This is a genomic window from Maricaulis sp. (genome assembly GCF_048270095.1).
Lineage (GTDB): Bacteria > Pseudomonadota > Alphaproteobacteria > Caulobacterales > Maricaulaceae > Maricaulis.
Map to the genome: position 1 here is coordinate 1 of NZ_JBLWTL010000039.1, position 14,229 is coordinate 14,229.

At 62.3% G+C, this 14,229-nt stretch carries 15 protein-coding genes and 1 pseudogene; 9 read left to right on the forward strand and 7 right to left on the reverse strand.

Features of this window, described 5'->3' with window-relative positions:
- The 3 genes and pseudogenes from ACN0YJ_RS14215 to ACN0YJ_RS14225 form a co-directional block, all read left to right on the forward strand.
- Window positions 1-432, forward strand: a pseudogene (locus tag ACN0YJ_RS14215) (hypothetical protein); the annotation flags it as partial.
- Window positions 432-764, forward strand: a complete 333-nt coding sequence (grxD, locus tag ACN0YJ_RS14220) for a Grx4 family monothiol glutaredoxin (protein WP_417478267.1) — start codon at window positions 432-434, stop codon at window positions 762-764. The pseudogene ACN0YJ_RS14215 and the gene grxD, both read left to right, overlap by 1 nt.
- A 19-nt stretch (window positions 765-783) precedes the next feature.
- Window positions 784-1,182, forward strand: a complete 399-nt coding sequence (locus ACN0YJ_RS14225) for a DUF427 domain-containing protein (RefSeq protein ID WP_417489006.1) — start codon at window positions 784-786, stop codon at window positions 1,180-1,182.
- Here the strand turns inward: ACN0YJ_RS14225 and ACN0YJ_RS14230 are convergent.
- On the reverse strand, window positions 1,179-1,700 hold the full coding sequence (locus ACN0YJ_RS14230) for a hypothetical protein (protein WP_417496587.1): 522 nt from the start codon (window positions 1,698-1,700) through the stop codon (window positions 1,179-1,181). The two genes, ACN0YJ_RS14225 and ACN0YJ_RS14230, sit on opposite strands and share 4 nt — an antisense overlap.
- A 213-nt stretch (window positions 1,701-1,913) precedes the next feature.
- Complete coding sequence (gene rpsD, locus ACN0YJ_RS14235) at window positions 1,914-2,531, reverse strand: 30S ribosomal protein S4 (RefSeq protein ID WP_417478270.1); 618 nt, start codon at window positions 2,529-2,531, stop codon at window positions 1,914-1,916.
- 259 nt (window positions 2,532-2,790) lie between these two features.
- Between rpsD and ACN0YJ_RS14240 the strand changes: the two genes are divergently transcribed.
- Together ACN0YJ_RS14240 and ACN0YJ_RS14245 are read left to right on the forward strand one after the other, a co-directional pair.
- On the forward strand, window positions 2,791-4,239 hold the full coding sequence (locus ACN0YJ_RS14240) for an MBOAT family O-acyltransferase (RefSeq protein ID WP_417478271.1): 1,449 nt from the start codon (window positions 2,791-2,793) through the stop codon (window positions 4,237-4,239).
- Window positions 4,240-4,339: 100 nt separating this feature from the next.
- Window positions 4,340-5,542, forward strand: a complete 1,203-nt coding sequence (locus ACN0YJ_RS14245; protein WP_417496588.1) for a hypothetical protein — start codon at window positions 4,340-4,342, stop codon at window positions 5,540-5,542.
- Between the two features lie 4 nt (window positions 5,543-5,546).
- Here ACN0YJ_RS14245 and ACN0YJ_RS14250 read toward each other — a convergent pair whose 3' ends face one another.
- On the reverse strand, window positions 5,547-6,296 hold the full coding sequence (locus ACN0YJ_RS14250) for an RNA methyltransferase (protein WP_417478273.1): 750 nt from the start codon (window positions 6,294-6,296) through the stop codon (window positions 5,547-5,549).
- Between the two features lie 109 nt (window positions 6,297-6,405).
- On the opposite strand from ACN0YJ_RS14250, the gene ACN0YJ_RS14255 reads away from it, so the two are divergent.
- The 3 genes from ACN0YJ_RS14255 to ACN0YJ_RS14265 all read left to right on the forward strand — a co-directional run bounded on the left by ACN0YJ_RS14255 (window position 6,406) and on the right by ACN0YJ_RS14265 (window position 8,628).
- A complete protein-coding gene (locus ACN0YJ_RS14255; RefSeq protein WP_417478274.1) occupies window positions 6,406-7,620 on the forward strand; it encodes an NADP-dependent isocitrate dehydrogenase in 1,215 nt (404 codons plus the stop codon).
- A 124-nt stretch (window positions 7,621-7,744) separates the two neighbouring features.
- On the forward strand, window positions 7,745-8,140 hold the full coding sequence (locus ACN0YJ_RS14260) for a hypothetical protein (protein WP_417496589.1): 396 nt from the start codon (window positions 7,745-7,747) through the stop codon (window positions 8,138-8,140).
- A gap of 95 nt (window positions 8,141-8,235) precedes the next feature.
- Window positions 8,236-8,628, forward strand: a complete 393-nt coding sequence (locus ACN0YJ_RS14265) for a hypothetical protein (protein ID WP_417478276.1) — start codon at window positions 8,236-8,238, stop codon at window positions 8,626-8,628.
- Here the strand turns inward: ACN0YJ_RS14265 and ACN0YJ_RS14270 are convergent.
- From ACN0YJ_RS14270 to recA, 4 genes are all read right to left on the reverse strand, one after another.
- Complete coding sequence (locus ACN0YJ_RS14270) at window positions 8,619-9,026, reverse strand: nuclear transport factor 2 family protein (protein ID WP_417496590.1); 408 nt, start codon at window positions 9,024-9,026, stop codon at window positions 8,619-8,621. The two genes, ACN0YJ_RS14265 and ACN0YJ_RS14270, sit on opposite strands and share 10 nt — an antisense overlap.
- Window positions 9,027-9,067: 41 nt before the next feature.
- Window positions 9,068-11,722, reverse strand: a complete 2,655-nt coding sequence (gene alaS / locus ACN0YJ_RS14275; protein ID WP_417496592.1) for an alanine--tRNA ligase — start codon at window positions 11,720-11,722, stop codon at window positions 9,068-9,070.
- A 145-nt stretch (window positions 11,723-11,867) separates the two neighbouring features.
- On the reverse strand, window positions 11,868-12,323 hold the full coding sequence (locus ACN0YJ_RS14280) for a hypothetical protein (RefSeq protein ID WP_417478278.1): 456 nt from the start codon (window positions 12,321-12,323) through the stop codon (window positions 11,868-11,870).
- A 205-nt stretch (window positions 12,324-12,528) separates the two neighbouring features.
- Complete coding sequence (gene recA, locus ACN0YJ_RS14285) at window positions 12,529-13,605, reverse strand: recombinase RecA (RefSeq protein ID WP_417478279.1); 1,077 nt, start codon at window positions 13,603-13,605, stop codon at window positions 12,529-12,531.
- A gap of 150 nt (window positions 13,606-13,755) precedes the next feature.
- Between recA and ACN0YJ_RS14290 the strand changes: the two genes are divergently transcribed.
- The coding region (locus tag ACN0YJ_RS14290) for a transporter substrate-binding domain-containing protein (RefSeq protein WP_417496591.1) at window positions 13,756-14,229 on the forward strand (474 nt) is incomplete at its 3' end.

Genomic DNA, 14,229 nt, shown 5'->3' on the forward strand with positions numbered 1-14,229 from the left:
GGCCGGGGGCCGGAACCCGATGCGGCGGCCGATGCCGGCGTCTTCGATGTGGTGATGGCGCCGGTCAATTCAGGCCTCGACGATGGCGCCCTCGGCCGTCTTGCGCGCGCAGCCCAGGCGGGAATGAAAGTGATCGCGATCGAGGCAATCAGCACCGCAGCCAGGCCGGGCCTGCGCCTGCCCGGCTCACGCGCCGATCTGTGGTATCTGGCCCGCGCCGCCAAGCAGGCCCTGACCGGCACGCGCACCCGGCCCCGGGCCGGGCCGGCCGGGGGTGCGCTGAAATGGACACTCGATCAGAGCAGCGTGAGTGCGGTAGTATGCCTGACCACGAGATCCACCAATCTGGCTGCGAATGCGCGGCTGGCAGGACTTGAAGCACGATCGGTGAGCCCCCAGCTCTCCGGCAGGGATTTACCAGGAGCGCAATAATGACCACCCCCGCCCACGACGCCATCAAGGCCACTGTCGAAAATCACGACATCGTGCTGTTCATGAAGGGCACACCGGTTTTCCCGCAATGCGGATTTTCCTCGGTGGTTGCGCGCGTCCTCGACCATCTCCAGGTCGATTTCGAAAGCGTCAATGTGCTCGAAGATGCCGATATCCGTCAGGGTATCAAAGACTTTTCCAATTGGCCGACCATCCCGCAGCTTTACGTCAAGGGCGAGTTCGTCGGTGGATGCGACATCATCAAGGAAATGTTCGAGAGCGGCGAATTGCAGACCTATCTCAAGGACAAAGGCGTGCTTGAAAGCGCCTGATCACACGAAAAGGGCCGCCATGACAGACAATCCAGACCGTCCCGTCCTGCAGCCCGGGATCGATCATCCGCTGGAATTGCGGCAGATCGACCAGCCCGTTCGCATCAGTATCGGCCAGGAGCGGCTCGCCGCCCGGGCCGAGGCGCTGGAACTGCGCGAGCATGTCTACCCGCCTGTGCTTTACATCCGCCGCATCGATATTGCGCCGCGCTTCCTGCAGCGGCCCCTGCAGACCAGCTGGTGTCCCTATAAGGGCAAGGCGAGCTATTTCCACATCCGCCTCAAGGATGGCACCGTGCTGGAGAACGCGGCCTGGAGTTATGAAGGCCCCTTCGCCCATGTCGCCGCCATCAAGGACCGGTTGGCCTTCTATCCCGACAAGGTGAGCGTGGAATTGCTCCAGGCGGCTTGTGCCTAGCGCTGCATCTGGGCCGTGCGGCCGGGCTCATTCCAGTCCCAGGCGCGCTGGTCGATCGGGTTGAGCACGATGATACTGCCGCCATTGGGCACACCGAGTTCCTCGAAGCCGAAGCCGAGCTGGACACCCCAGGGCAGGCTGTCACTGCAGCGGTCCGGCTCATCGCGCGTCAGGCGCACCGTATAGATATCACCGTCATACTGCTCGACATCGACGGTAAAGTCGGAGCGTACCGTGCAGCCATGCGTGTCGGCATGGACCACCAGGATATCATCATCAATCACCCGCCAGTAGACCACGGCCTCCAGATCGGGATCGACCCGGGGCGCCTGGCGATTGGTGCCCGGCAAGTGAATATCGGCCAGATTGACGTTGGGCATGTGAATGGTCGGCAGGGATGGCATGGCGGGAAGCGAGGCCATGAAGCCCGTTCGCGCCGCCGGCTCCGGTTCGCGAACCGTGGAACAGGCGGCACAGGACAGTGCGGCCGTGATGACCCCCAGAACAAGCATGCGCATGGAATATCCCCCCAGGACAATGCGGCACCGGCATCCGCCGCGCCCGATCCAGCACCAAACTGAAACACTTTGTTCATAATTCGCAAAATCGGGGCCAAAACAATGTGATACCCCTTGGGGCCCCGTTGGCCTGCCGGGGGTGCCCCAACGCCCAGCAAAAAGGCCGCCCGGGATAACCGGACGGCCTGATTGATCATTCGATGATGGTATCGCTTACGAGGAGTAGAACTCGATCACGAGATTGGGTTCCATCTGGACCGGATACGGCACTTCAGCGAATTCCGGGACCCGTACGAAGGTCACCTTCATCGCCTTGGTGTCGAGATCGATATAGTCTGGAATATCGCGTTCCGCGCTTTCCAGGGCTTCGAGCACCAGCGCCATCGAACGCGAACGTTCACGCACTTCAACCACATCACCAACCTTGCAACGGTAAGACGCAATATTGACGCGCTTGCCATTGACCAGGACATGGCCGTGATTGACGAACTGGCGGGCCGCAAACACGGTCGGGACGAATTTGGCGCGATAGACCAGCGCATCGAGGCGCGATTCCAGCAGACCGATCAGGTTCTCGGCAGCATTGCCCTTGCGACGCGAAGCTTCGTCAAAGGTGCGGCGGAACTGCTTTTCGGTGATATTGCCGTAATAGCCTTTCAGCTTCTGCTTGGCGCGCAGCTGAAGGCCGAATTCGGAGACCTTGCTCTTGCGACGCTGACCATGCTGGCCAGGACCGTAAGAACGTGAATTGACAGGAGATTTAGGACGACCCCAAAGGTTTTCACCCATACGGCGGTCAATTTTATACTTCTGATTATGACGTTTTGACATGTTCTCTCTATCGATGCGGCCCGGTGCACCTCCCTCAAGGTCCACGATTAAAACGGCGGTCCACGCATCGTCCCGTTGGGGTTGATCCACACAGAGCAAGGCTCCGGCGAGGGAAAAGGGGTTCTAGCGGTGTGGGGGTGAATGTCAATGGCTGTAGGCGGCGGGGGGCTTGGCCACTCACCACCCCCTCCCGACAAAGCCACTTTCCCCGACGCCGCAAATGCGGCACACAGCTGAATAGCGCCTGGGGAGACGGCCTTTGCTATTCAATTCGATCGAGTTTCTGTTCCTGTTCCTGCCCGTCACGCTGGTGATCTATTACACCGCGCGGCGCTTTGGCGGACACCAGGCAGCGCTGGCGCTGCTGACGCTGGCCTCGCTGGTCTTCTATGGCTGGTGGAATGCCAGCTATCTGGCGCTGCTGCTCAGTTCGATCATCGTCAATCACGGCTTCGGCATGGCGATCCGGCATCGTGGCTCCCAGCCCTGGCTGGCGATCGGCATTGTCTTCAACCTGGCCCTGATCGGCGTCTATAAATACGCCGACTTCTTCGTCGCCAATACCAATGCCGTCACCGGGCTCGATCTGCCGCTGGCGCATCTGGCGCTGCCGCTGGCGATTTCCTTCTTCACCTTCCAGCAGATCAGCTATCTGGTCGATGTCGCGCGCAATCATGCCAGCCCCGGCAGTGTGGTGAAGCACGCGCTCTTCGTCTCCTTCTTCCCGCAATTGATCGCCGGTCCGATCATTCGCCACCGCGAGATTGCCGACCAGTTCGACGACGCCGGGCGCAAGGACAAGCTGTCCGACAATCTCGGCATCGGCTTCACGATTTTCGCACTCGGCCTGGCCAAGAAAGTCCTGCTCGCCGACAATCTCGAGCCCTTCGCCTCGAGCGGTTTCGATATGGCCGCTCATGGCGGCGAGGTTGGCGCGCTGGCGGCCTGGACCTCGGCCCTGTGCTATGCCTTCCAGATCTTCTTCGACTTCTCCGGCTATTCCGACATGGCGCTCGGTCTGGCGCGGATGTTCGGCTTTCACATCCCGGCCAATTTCAACGCGCCCTATCGCGCCACATCCATCGTCGATTTCTGGCGCCGCTGGCACATCACCCTGTCGCGTTTCCTGCGCGACTATCTCTACATCCCGCTTGGCGGCAACCGGAAGGGCGAGACCCGGCGCTGGGTCAATCTCTTCATTGTCATGTTGCTCGGCGGGCTCTGGCACGGCGCCGCCTGGACCTTCGTCGTCTGGGGCGGACTGCATGGGCTGGGCCTGGCCTGGTGCCACTGGATCGACAGCAAATTCCCGAACGGGCTGTTCCCGAAACCGTTGAAATTCCTCGCGCCCCTGCTCACTTTCGCCTTTGTGACCTTCGCCTGGGTTTTCTTCCGCGCCGAGAGTTTTGCCGCCGCCAGCGAGATGCTGGCCGGCATGGCCGGGCTGAACGGGCTGGGCGAAAATGTCGGCGACGAGCCCTTCATTGCCATCATTGTCAGCCTGGCGATCATCTGGGCCCTGCCGGACACGATCTCGGTGGTCTCGCGCTATCTCGACCCGCGCACGCTGGCGGGCCAGGAGAATAATCTGCAAAAGGGCTGGCGCTGGTCAGCCAGCACGACGAGCGCAATCCTGATCGCCAGCCTCTTCTTCATCGCTATCATCAATTCATGGACCGTCGCGGAGTTCATCTATTACCGCTTCTGACGCCCCCAATGCCGGTGCCGCCAGGCGCCTGGTCCGCTATGCGCGGCTGTTCGCAGTCACGCTGATCGTCTGGCTTGTCGGCTTTGGCGGTTTCACCCTGGTGGTGGATCCCTATGAGATCGCGCCATGGATTTCGATCGAGGGCGTCAATGCGCGGCGCACCCGCGCGCATGAGGACGGCTATCGGGTCCATGTCGGCCATCGCCTGCTGACCAGCGATGCCGGCACGATCACGCTGGGCAGTTCACGCGTGATGGACGGTTTCCCGCGTGAGCTGCCCGATTGGCCCGGCGGCTATGAGAATCTCGCCATGGCCGGCACTTCGGCGTTTGAACTGGCGCGTGCCAGCGCCCTCGCCGCGCGCAATGACGCCCTCAATTGCGTCGTGATCGGCGTCGATCTGCGCGAATTTTCGACTGACACCAATACCCAGGCGACCTATTGGATCACGCCGATGGCCGGCGGATCACGGCTGGCGGCGCTGGCCAAGATGGCCTTGTCGACCAGCGCCTTTGCCCGCGCCCTCCAGACCGTCGACGACAATATCTCCGGCGGCTCGGATACGCGTTGGGAACAGGCTTATGACGAGGCCGGCCTGCCGGACCGTTTCGAGGAGGAACTGGCCAAGCGCTATCGCTATTACGCCTCCTATGAATACGATCCGGAGCGCGTCGCCTTCCTGTTCCGCGGTATTGATGCCCTGCTCGCCTCGGGCAAGCAGGTCGTCGTCTTCATCCATCCCGTCCATGCCTGGTATGAGGAAGCGCGCCAGCGCGCCGGCGCCGGACCGGCCGAGATTGCGCTGCGGCGCGATATTGCCGCCCAGCTGGCAGCGCGCGGGCAAATGGCCGCGGCCGATCAGGCCTGTTTCGACGGGCCGGCCCTGCAAGCGTGGGATTTTGGTGGTTTCTCGGCGCCAGCGCAAACCGCCCCGCCCGCCGCCGATGGCTCGGCTCCGAGCCCCTGGTATTACGTGCCCTCGCATTACCGCCCCGCCCTGGGTCAGGCGATTCTGGATCGTCTCGCCGGACAGGATGGCACCTTGCCTGTGGATGGAAATTTCGGGCGCCCGCTCTCGCCGGAGACCCTGGAGGCCAATCTCGCCGCCCTGCGAGCCGGTCGCGAGCACTGGCTGCAATCACAGACGCCCTGGCAATTACACGCCGCTCAGGCCTTTGACGGCTTCGATGCCAATCCGCCCCCTCCCGAGGCCGGGCCACGCGCCTTCCTGACACGCGGCGATCAGGTCGAGCTGGAGCGCGATGTGCGACGGATCGAGGAGCGGCACAGCGCGGAGCGCTAGCGGTTCAGTCGTCCCGCACGGTTCGCGCCTTGCCGCGCCCCATCGCCAGCGCCTTCACGCAACCGCGAAATGTCCGCACTTCCTGGGTCGTCCAGCGGCCACGAACAAATGCGGCGCGCAGGTTTTGCACCATGAGCGGCGTCTTGTCGGGCGGGTAGAAGAAGCCGGACTTTTCCAGCTCGGCTTCGAAATGCTCGAACATGCCCTCAAGGTCGAATCGCGAGGCGACATCGGAGACCGGATCGAACACGGCCGGCGCGCCCTCCTCCGCCATCCACTCATAAGCAAGAATACCGACGGCTTGCCCCAGGTTAAGCGACGAGAAACTGCGGTCTACCGGCAGGGTAATAATAGCGTCAGCCAGGGCGACCGCATCATTGAGCAAACCACCCTTTTCGCCGCCAAACAGGATGCCGACCGTCTCGCCGGCGTTGATTGCGGCGCGGGCATCGGCCATGCCCTCGCGCGCCGTCATCACCGGCTTCTCCATGCCGCGCGGCCGCGCCGTGGTGGCGTAAAGCCTTGTGAAACCACCAACACCCGCCGTCAAATCGTCGACCAGCCGCGCCTTGTCCAGCACCGGCGAACCGACCGCCATCGAGACCGCCTTGGGATTGGGCCATTCATCGCGCGGCGCTACCAGCACCAGGTCAGACAAACCAAAATTGCCCATAACCCGCGCCGCCGCACCAATATTCTCGCCCAGCTGAGGATGAACAAGGATGAAGGACGGGGTGGCGATTGGTCGGGTCATGGATCGGGGCCTTCACCTTGCGGCGCGCCAATGCTAGAGAGCGCGCAAATCAGAGTACAGCGCCATACCTAGCGCCTTACACACCCGTCCGAAAAGAAAGCACAACACCATGGCGAAGATCAAAGTCGATACCCCGGTCGTCGAACTCGATGGCGATGAGATGACCCGCATCATCTGGCAGCTGATCAAGGACAAGCTGATCCTGCCCTATCTCGACATTGATCTGAAATATTACGACCTTTCGATCCAGAAGCGCGACGAGACTGACGACCAGATCACCGTCGACTCGGCCGAGGCGATCAAGAAATACGGCGTCGGCATCAAATGCGCCACGATCACGCCGGACGAAGCCCGGGTCGAGGAGTTCAGCCTCAAGAAAATGTGGCGCTCGCCGAATGGCACGATCCGCAATATTCTTGGCGGCGTCGTCTTCCGCGAGCCGATCGTCATCTCCAATGTGCCACGCCTGGTGCCCGGTTGGCAGCGTCCGATCGTGATCGGCCGTCACGCTTTCGGCGACCAGTACAAGGCGACCGACTTCCTGGTTCCCTCCGCCGGCAAGCTGACCATGACCTTCCAGCCATCGGATGGTTCCGAGCCGATCCAGCGCGAAGTGTTCGATTTCCCGAGCGCTGGCGTCGCCATGGGCATGTATAATCTGGACGATTCAATCCGCGACTTCGCCCGCGCCAGCCTGAATTACGGCCTGCAGCGCGGCTGGCCGGTCTATCTGTCCACCAAGAACACGATCCTGAAAGCCTATGATGGCCGCTTCAAGGACCTGTTCCAGGAAGTCTATGATGCCGAGTTCAAGGACGCCTTTGCTGCCAAGGGGATTTCCTACGAGCACCGCCTGATCGACGACATGGTCGCCGCGGCCATGAAATGGTCCGGCGGCTTCGTCTGGGCGTGCAAAAATTATGATGGCGATGTCCAGTCCGACACCGTCGCCCAGGGCTTCGGCTCGCTGGGCCTGATGACCTCCGTGCTCATGTCGCCCGATGGTTCTGTCGTGGAGGCCGAGGCCGCTCACGGTACCGTCACGCGTCACTATCGCCAGCATCAGCGCGGCGAGCAGACCTCGACCAATCCGATCGCCTCGATCTTCGCCTGGACCCAGGGCCTGTCGCATCGCGGCCGGATGGATGGCAATGAGGCGCTGATGGAGTTCGCGGCCAAGCTTGAATCCACCATCATCAAGACGGTTGAAGCCGGCTTCATGACCAAGGATCTCGCCCTTTTGGTCGGTGATCACCAGGGCTGGCTGTCGACCGAAGGCTTCCTTGACAAGGTCGATGAGCGCTTCAAGGCGGCAATGGCCTGACTTAACTAGAAAATATCAATTCCTGGACGGGCGTCGACACCTTGGTGGCGGCGCCCGTTTTGCATTGTCAAAAGCCTTGGCATCGGGCAAAAATCGATGCGCTATCAACAGTCAGGTGCCAAGTTTGACCGTATCATACGAGTTTTCACCCCAGGACCAGCTCTGCGTCTGGAGCATGAGCGGACGGCTGACCGTCGACGCGATGATCGCCGGCGTCCGGGCCGCCCGTGCAGATCCACGATGGTCGAATGACTATGATTTTCTGACCGTAATGACCGATGCCAGCCTGGGCGATGTTTCCGCCCGGGACACGGCCGAGCTGGTCCATCACCTCGCCGAACTCGACACGCCGCGCACAGACGGCAAGGGCAAGCGCGCTGCGGTCGTGTGTAGCGATGAAATGGCGGCCGGCCTGCTGACCTATTACGAGCTTCACTCCCGGACCGAGCGGATGACCGACGAGCGCTATTTTCGATCCGAGGCCGATGCCCGGGCCTGGTTGGCCCAGCGCGACGCTTGAATCCCTTCAGCCACCAGCATATCCGGGCGACAGGCTTGCGCCCTCACCGGACTCGCTCATAAATAGCGGTGGAGTCGAGTTCGTTTGGGGACGGCATGCACACGACAACGGTGATCGAACACGAGAGCAATTTGTGTGTCTGGCGCGTCAATGGCCGCGCCGACCTGGAAGCCCTTCAGGCGTCGTATCTGGAACGTTTCGACCTGCCCGGCTGGTGGCCCGAAATCCGCAATCTGAGCATCATGACGGATACCCGGCTGGACTTGCTGAGCCCCGGCGAAGCGGAAAAACTGATGCGTTTCATGGCCATTGCGGCCGCCAAGAATGGCGTCGGCGACGGCTTCTTCGCCGCCGTCGTCTGTGCAGACCCCGACAGCAGAGCTCTGCTCAGCTATTGGGATCGCCGCGCCCCGGCCGGCATGTCAGGGGAAAACCGGACCTTCGCCGACGAGAAGACCGCCCGCGCCTGGCTCGCCAGTCAGGTCTGACGCTTCAGCGTCACGAAAACTTCCGCCTCGATCACCCAGTGCACACCATCGAAACGCCATTTGGCGAAATAGCGACCGGTATAGCGGATTGAAAACCCCTCGCTCGACCAGGCCCCGCGCCAGCGCCCGGTCTCGGCGGCCAGCTCGCCATCCTCACCGATCTCGATACGCGCCGGCGAGCGGACATAAGCGACATCGGGCATATTGGTGAAGATCGACTGCCAGGCGTCCAGCTGGGCCTCGCGCCCCTCAATCAACACCGCATCATCACCGGGCACCAGCGTCGCCGCTTCGGCCAGGATCGCGGCGATCGCCGTCATGTTGCGCTCTGCCAGGGCTGTGTTGAAATCACTCCGCGCCGCAGCGACAGCGCGCGCCGCAGCCTTGTCGCCCAGCATTTGCACATCATTGCCAGGCGCGGTTCGCGACGGCCTGGCCATCAGGACACCAGGGCGGCGCGGATCGCGTCCAGTCCGGCCTGCGCCTTGTCGCCATCGGGCCCGCCGGCCTGGGCGAAGTCCGCGCGGCCACCGCCGCCCTTGCCGCCGACAGGCGCTGCACCGGCGCGCACCAGTTCCACCGCCGAGAAGCGCCCGACCAGATCACCGGTGACACCGACGGCCAGCGCCGCCTTGCCCTCATTATTGGAAATGAAGGCGGCGATGCCCGAGCCCATTTGCGCCTTGGCCTCGTCGACCAGCCCGCGCAAATCCTTGCCGCCAACGCCCTCGACGACGCGGCCGATGAATTGGATCCCGGCAATCTCCTCCGGCCCGGCCGGAGCGCCAGCGGCACCACCGCCCATCGCCAATTGCTTCTTGGCCTCGGCCAGCTGTCGTTCAAGCTTCTTGCGCTCATCGATCAGGCTGGCGACACGGGCCGGCAATTCGGCTGGCGGCGTCTTGAGCGCGTCGGCGGCGGCACGGCCAAAGCCGATCTGTTCTTCCATATAGAGCCGGGCGGCCTCGCCGGTCAGGCCTTCAATCCGGCGCACGCCGGAGGCGACTGAACTGTCAGCGACGATCTTGAACAAGGCGATATCGCCGGTGCGGGCCACATGCGTGCCGCCGCACAGCTCGACCGAATAGGGCTTGTCGCCCCCATCCAGCGCCTGCCCCATCGCCAGGACGCGGACGGTGTCGCCATATTTTTCGCCGAACAGGGCCAGCGCTCCGGCCTCGATCGCCGCATCAGGGCTCATTTCGCGTGTCGAGACGGCGAGGTTCTGGCGGATCACCGCATTGACCTGGGCCTCCACAGCGCCCAGCTGGGCGGCGCTGATCGGCTTGTTCTGGCTGAAGTCAAAGCGCAGCCGGTCAGGCCCGACATAGGAGCCCTTCTGCGAGACTTGCGGCCCGAGCACATCGCGCAGCGCCGCGTGCAGGAGGTGGGTGGCGGAGTGATTGGCCCGCACTGTGGTGCGGCGTGCGGCATCGACCTTGAGCACAGCACTGTCGCCGAGCGTGATCTCGCCGCGTTCGAGCACACCGATATGGGCATGCATGTCACCGCCGCGCTTTTGCGTATCGGTGACGCGGAAAATGGCGCCATTCTCAAACTCGACCAGACCACTATCGCCGGCCTGGCCACCGGATTCGCCATAGAATGGCGTCGCATCAAACACGAGCTCGCCAGCCTGGCCGGATCCGAGCGCCTTGGCCTGTTTGGCATCAGCGACGATCGCGACAAGCTTGCCGCGGCCGTCCTCACCGTCATAGCCGAGGAATTTCGACGCGCCGGCCTTGTCGCGGACAGCAAACCAGACCTCGGCAGGCGCGGCCTGGCCGGAAGAGAATTTACTGGCGCGGGCATCGCTGCGCTGCTTGTCCATCGCGGTCTCGAAACCGGCCTCGTCCACCGTCATGCCCTTGGCGCGCAGAGCGTCCTGGGTGAGGTCGAGCGGGAAGCCATAGGTGTCGTAAAGCTTGAAGGCGGTATCGCCCGGCAGCACGGCGCCGCTGGCCAGACCGGCGGTCGCCTCCTCAAGCAGGCCGAGCCCCCGGCCGAGCGTTGTCTGGAAACGCTCTTCCTCCATGCGCAGCGTGTCTTCGAGCATGGGCTGGGCCTGGACCAGCTCCGGATAGGCATCGCCCATTTCGGTTTTCAGCGCCTCGACCAGCTTCCACATCACAGGCTCGGTCGCGCCCAGCAAATGTGCATGGCGCATGGCGCGGCGCATGATACGGCGCAGCACATAGCCGCGGCCCTCATTGGACGGGCTGACGCCATCGGCCATCAGAAAACAGGTCGAGCGCAAATGGTCGGCGATCACCCGGTGGCTCGCCAGGGCGGCCCCCTCAGCCTTGACGCCGAGCACGCTTTCTCCGGCCCGGATCAGATTGGCGAACAGGTCGATCTCGTAATTATTATGCTTGCCCTGCAGGATCGCCGCGATGCGTTCCAGCCCCATGCCGGTATCGATCGAGGGTTTGGGCAGATTGACGCGTTCTTCCGCGGAGAGCTGCTCATACTGCATGAAGACGAGATTCCAGATCTCGATGAAACGGTCACCATCCTCATCAGGCGAGCCGGGAGGCCCGCCGGGAATGTCGGCGCCGTGGTCAAAGAAGATTTCCGAACAGGGGCCGCACGGGCCGGTATCGCCCATCGACCAGAAATTGTCCGAGGTGGAAATCGAGATGATGCGGTCATCGGACAGGCCGGCAATCTTGCGCCATAGGATGCGCGCTTCCTCGTCCTCGGAATAGACCGTGACCAGGAGACGATCCGCCGGCAGACCATATTCCTTCGTCACCAGCTCCCAGGCGTGATGGATCGCCATTTCCTTGAAATAGTCGCCGAAAGAGAAATTCCCCAGCATTTCGAAGAAGGTGTGGTGACGCGCTGTGTAACCAACATTGTCGAGATCATTATGCTTGCCCCCGGCCCGGACGCATTTCTGCGAGGAGGTGGCGCGGCTATAGGGGCGTTTTTCCTTGCCGGTGAAGACATTCTTGAACGGCACCATGCCGGCATTGACGAAGAGCAGGGTCGGATCGTCTTGCGGCACCAGCGGACTGGACGGGACGATCTCATGATCATTACCGCCAAAGTAGTCGAGGAATGTTGCCCGGATATCGCGCAAGCTGGCCATCATATCATCCTGTATCGCATCGTCTTTGCGGCGCCCGGCCGAAGCCGCTGCGTTAGCAGTTTTCAGGAGATATGGAAACGCGGCGCCCTGCGCAAGGCGCCCCCCTTGTTCAGAGTTGACCGCCCCGCCAGCGCCCGGCCGCCCATCAGGGTACGGCCCGATCACCCGCCTCAAACACCTTGAAACCGCTATGGGTCCGCATATCCGCGGCCCACTCCTGTGGACAGCCGAGCGCATGCAGCGCTGCCTCAACGGTCTCCACGATATGGCGCGGTTCCCGCAATCGCGAATGATCACGCGTAAATTCCCACCACAGACGCGTTTCAGCACGGACATGATCGCCCATAACCCAAGCCGACAAAACCGCCGTCTGATCTCCGCGCAGCCGCAGGGCCTCAATATAGGAGTCAGCCAGCATGCTGATATCTTCGACATCAACGGCCGCGAGTGAGACATCGGGCGTAAACAATACGACTTCCCGGTCAGCGAAACGGTAGAAGTCGCGGTCAAGATAGAATCGCGAAAAGGGCTCGAACTCCTCATGCATGATCGTTCCGCTGAACTCGATCAGCCGCAGTTCGCGTTGTTGGTGCCGCATCATCCGGATTGGCATCGAGTGTCCGCCCACAACAAGAGGTCAAGGCCAGCCGCTGGGATAAGCAGCCCCGCCGATAAAAGGTCCACCGATAATTACGACCAAACCTTTGCAAGGTCCAACCTAAATCAGGACAATGCCATCTACCGGCTGAGCAGGTGTGGGAGGCGCGGCAGCGGGGCGCGAGCCCGCCACCAGGCCATGATCCCGGTCAGCCAGCGGCGGCCTCGTCTTCTTCCAGACCTGGGCCGACCAGAAGGACATCGGCGATGAGACCGGCATTGGCGCGGACCTTCGCTTCGATTTCCTTGGCCATGGCCTGGTTGGCAATCATGAATTTACGGGCGTTTTCACGACCCTGACCGATACGTTCGGAATTATAGGAATACCAGGAACCGGACTTCTCGATGATGTCACCCTTGACGCCAAGATCGATCAGCTCGCCCATTTTCGAAATACCTTCGCCATAGAGAATGTCGAATTCAACTTCGCGGAAGGGCGGTGCGACCTTGTTCTTGACGACTTTGACACGGGTCTGGTTGCCGATGACTTCATCACGATCCTTGATCGCACCGATGCGGCGGATATCGAGGCGGACAGACGAGTAGAATTTCAGCGCATTCCCGCCGGTGGTGGTTTCCGGGCTGCCGAACATGACGCCGATCTTCATGCGGATCTGATTGATGAAGATGACCATGCATTTCGACTTCGAAATCGAGCCCGTCAGCTTGCGCAGGGCCTGGCTCATCAAGCGGGCCTGGAGGCCGGGCAGGCTGTCGCCCATCTCGCCTTCGAGCTCGGCGCGCGGGGTCAGGGCGGCAACCGAATCGATCACCAGCACATCAATCGCACCGGAGCGCACCAGCGTATCGGCGATTTCGAGCGCCTGTTCACCGGTATCGGGCTGCGAGACCAGGAGTTCGGCAACATCAACGCCCAGCTTGCCGGCATAGACCGGGTCGAGCGCGTGTTCGGCATCGATGAAGGCGCAGACGCCGCCGAGCTTTTGCCCCTCGGCGATCGTGTGCAGCGCCAGCGTCGTCTTGCCGGAACTCTCGGGACCGTAGATCTCGACGATCCGGCCCTTGGGCAGACCGCCAATGCCGAGCGCGATATCGAGCCCGAGCGAACCGGACGAGATCGATTCGATCTCCATCGCCGGCTTGGCGCCCAGTTTCATGACCGAACCCTTGCCGAAGGCCTTGTCAATCTGGCCCAGCGCGGCCTCGATCGCTTTTTTCTTGTCCATACCTGAATCGTTCACGAGTCGAATCGCGCCCTTGCTCATATCAATATTCCCTTATTTCACGCCCCTCGGTCACGGGCAACCGAGACACAACGTACCAGTTTTGTTCCGGAACACAAGTGGAACATTTATGGTTAACAAAACGGAACGAATGGGCACGCATCTGCATTCGACTTGGCGGATTGACGCCGAATGCCTATCTTTGCCGGGATGACCCTGCGCCATATTCTTCGCCTCATCGCGATCACCTCTGTCCTGGCTGGCTGCAGCGAGGCCACCCGCCCCGTTGCGGCGGAATCCGTGGAGGCCCTGCAAGCGCGGGGCAGTCTTGTGGTTCTGACCCTGGAGGGTCCGACCAGCTATCTTGTCGGCGATGACGGTCCCGGCGGCTATGAGGTTGATCTCGTGCGGGCCTTCGCGGCGCATCTCGGGGTCGAGGCGCAATTCGAGACGCGGCCCTCGATCGCTGCGCTCACGGCGGCGCTCGCGAATGGCGAGGGCGATATCGCTGCGGCAGGATTGACCGTCACGGCCGGGCGTGAAGCGCGGATGTTGTTCGGCCCGGCCTACAAGACAGTCACCGAACAGCGGCTCTGCCATAATGGCGCGCCGGCGCCGCGCCCCAGCGGCGCCCCCCCCCTGGCCCCCGCTGGGCGGCCGGGGTCG